1 protein-coding gene is annotated in these 2224 nt (G+C 45.7%); it reads right to left on the bottom strand.

Annotated elements, in window-relative coordinates; genetic code table 11:
- Positions 1-222 precede the first annotated feature (222 nt).
- Positions 223-2223: a methionine--tRNA ligase gene (gene metG / locus CAG68_RS21990; protein WP_337250521.1), complete on the bottom strand. Its 2001-nt coding sequence runs from the start codon at positions 2221-2223 to the stop codon at positions 223-225.
- Position 2224: the final 1 nt, after the last annotated feature.

The following is a 2224-nucleotide window of genomic DNA, read 5'->3' on the forward strand; positions in this document are numbered from 1 at the left end:
CAAAACAAACATAACCAACTCCTTGTTAGTGTTTGGACCTAACAAGGAAGACAGCAGTTTTGATGCCACTAATTAAATTCTATTAAAACAGTAGGTTAGGCTTGTGATGGGAAAGATGCTGTACAAGTTTGGTGCATAAATTCCCCAAAAGTGTGAATTCAGTCAAAAAAAGTCCCCGCTGAACTGGCGAGGACTTTTTAAATTTGATCGTAAAGCTACAACTTACATTACGCGCATGCCAGGTTGAGCGCCTTCGTGTGGCTCAAGGATCCACAGGTCGCTACCACCAGGGCCTGCCGCTAGGATCATACCTTCAGACATACCAAACTTCATCTTACGAGGTTTTAGGTTTGCTACCATTACCGTTAGCTTGCCTTCTAGCTCTTCAGGTTTGTAAGCTGACTTGATGCCAGAGAACACCTGACGAGTTTCACCACCGATGTCCAATTGGAACTTAAGCAGTTTGTTGGCTTTTGGTACTTCTTCACAAGAGATGATGCGAGCGATACGCATATCTACTGCAGCAAAAGCATCGAACTCAATCTCTTCAGCGATTGGTTCTTTGTCTAACTCGGTTTGGCTAGCCTTGTTCTTTTCCGCTTCAGCTTTCTCTTTCGCCGCCATTTCTGCCGCCGCATCTTCTTTAGACGCTTCGATCATCGCTTCAACATTCTTCGGATCGATACGGTTGAACAGTGCTTTGAACTTAGTGATCTCGTGGCCTGTTAGTGGATCAGCGATGTTTTCCCAAGTTAGCTCTTGGTTTAGGAACGCTTCAGTACGTGCAGCTAGCGATGGCATTACTGGTTTCAGGTAAGTCATCAGTACGCGGAATAGGTTGATACCGACAGAACAGATGTCTTGTAGTTCCTGATCTTTGCCTTCTTCTTTTGCTACAACCCACGGTGCTTTTTCATCAACGTATTGGTTAGCTTTGTCTGCCAATGCCGTGATTTCACGGATTGCACGACCAAACTCACGCGTTTCGTAAAGCTCAGCGATACGGTCAGCAGCAGCAACAAATTCGTTGTAAAGTTCAGGCTCTGCAAAGTTGTCAGACAGTTTGCCTTCAAAACGTTTCGCGATGAAACCTGCGTTACGAGATGCCAGGTTAACGATCTTGTTAACAACGTCAGCGTTTACGCGCTGAGTGAAGTCTTCAAGGTTAAGATCTAGATCATCGATACGGCTGTTTAGCTTCGCAGCGTAGTAGTAACGTAGACACTCAGGGTCTAGGTGCTCTAGGTAAGTGCTTGCTTTTACGAACGTACCTTTAGACTTCGACATTTTCGCGCCGTTTACGGTTACGTAACCGTGTACGAATACGTTGTTTGGTTTACGGAAGCCGGAACCTTCTAGCATTGCTGGCCAAAATAGGCTGTGGAAGTAAACGATGTCTTTACCGATGAAGTGGTACAGCTCTGCTGAGCTGTCTTTCTTCCAGTACTCGTCGAAATCTAGGTCGTCGCGCTTGTCACATAGATTTTTGAAAGAGCCCATGTAGCCGATAGGTGCGTCTAGCCATACGTAGAAGAATTTGTTCTTCTCTCCTGGGATTTCGAAGCCAAAGTATGGCGCATCACGTGAGATATCCCATTGCTGCAAACCAGATTCGAACCATTCTTGCATTTTGTTCGCTGTTTCAGCTTGTAGCGAGCCAGAGCGAGTCCACTCTTTTAGCATGCTTTCAAACTGAGGCAGGTCGAAGAAGAAGTGCTCAGAATCTTTCATTACTGGCGTCGCACCAGAAACCGCAGATTTAGGATTGATCAGTTCTGTTGGGCTGTAAGTCTCACCACAGTTGTCACAGTTGTCACCGTACTGGTCTTCAGACTTACATTTTGGACAGGTACCTTTTACGAAACGGTCCGGTAAGAACATCTCTTTTTCTGGATCGAACAGCTGAGAGATAGTTCGGCTAGAGATAAAGCCATTTTTCTTCAACTCAAGATAAATGTGTGACGCTAGCTCACGGTTCTCATCTGAGTGTGTGCTGTGGTAGTTATCAAAGCTGATATCAAATCCAGCGAAGTCTTTTTGGTGCTCTTCGCTAACTGCGGCAATCATTTCTTCAGGAGTAATACCCATCTGTTGCGCTTTAAGCATGATTGGCGTGCCGTGAGCATCGTCAGCACAGATGAAGTTTACAGTGTTGCCGCGTAGGCGTTGGTAACGAACCCAAATGTCCGCTTGGATATGCTCAAGCATATGACCAAGGTGGATC

It is taken from the genome of Vibrio sp. V42_P2S4T144 (assembly GCF_009904715.1).
GTDB lineage: Bacteria > Pseudomonadota > Gammaproteobacteria > Enterobacterales > Vibrionaceae > Vibrio > Vibrio alginolyticus.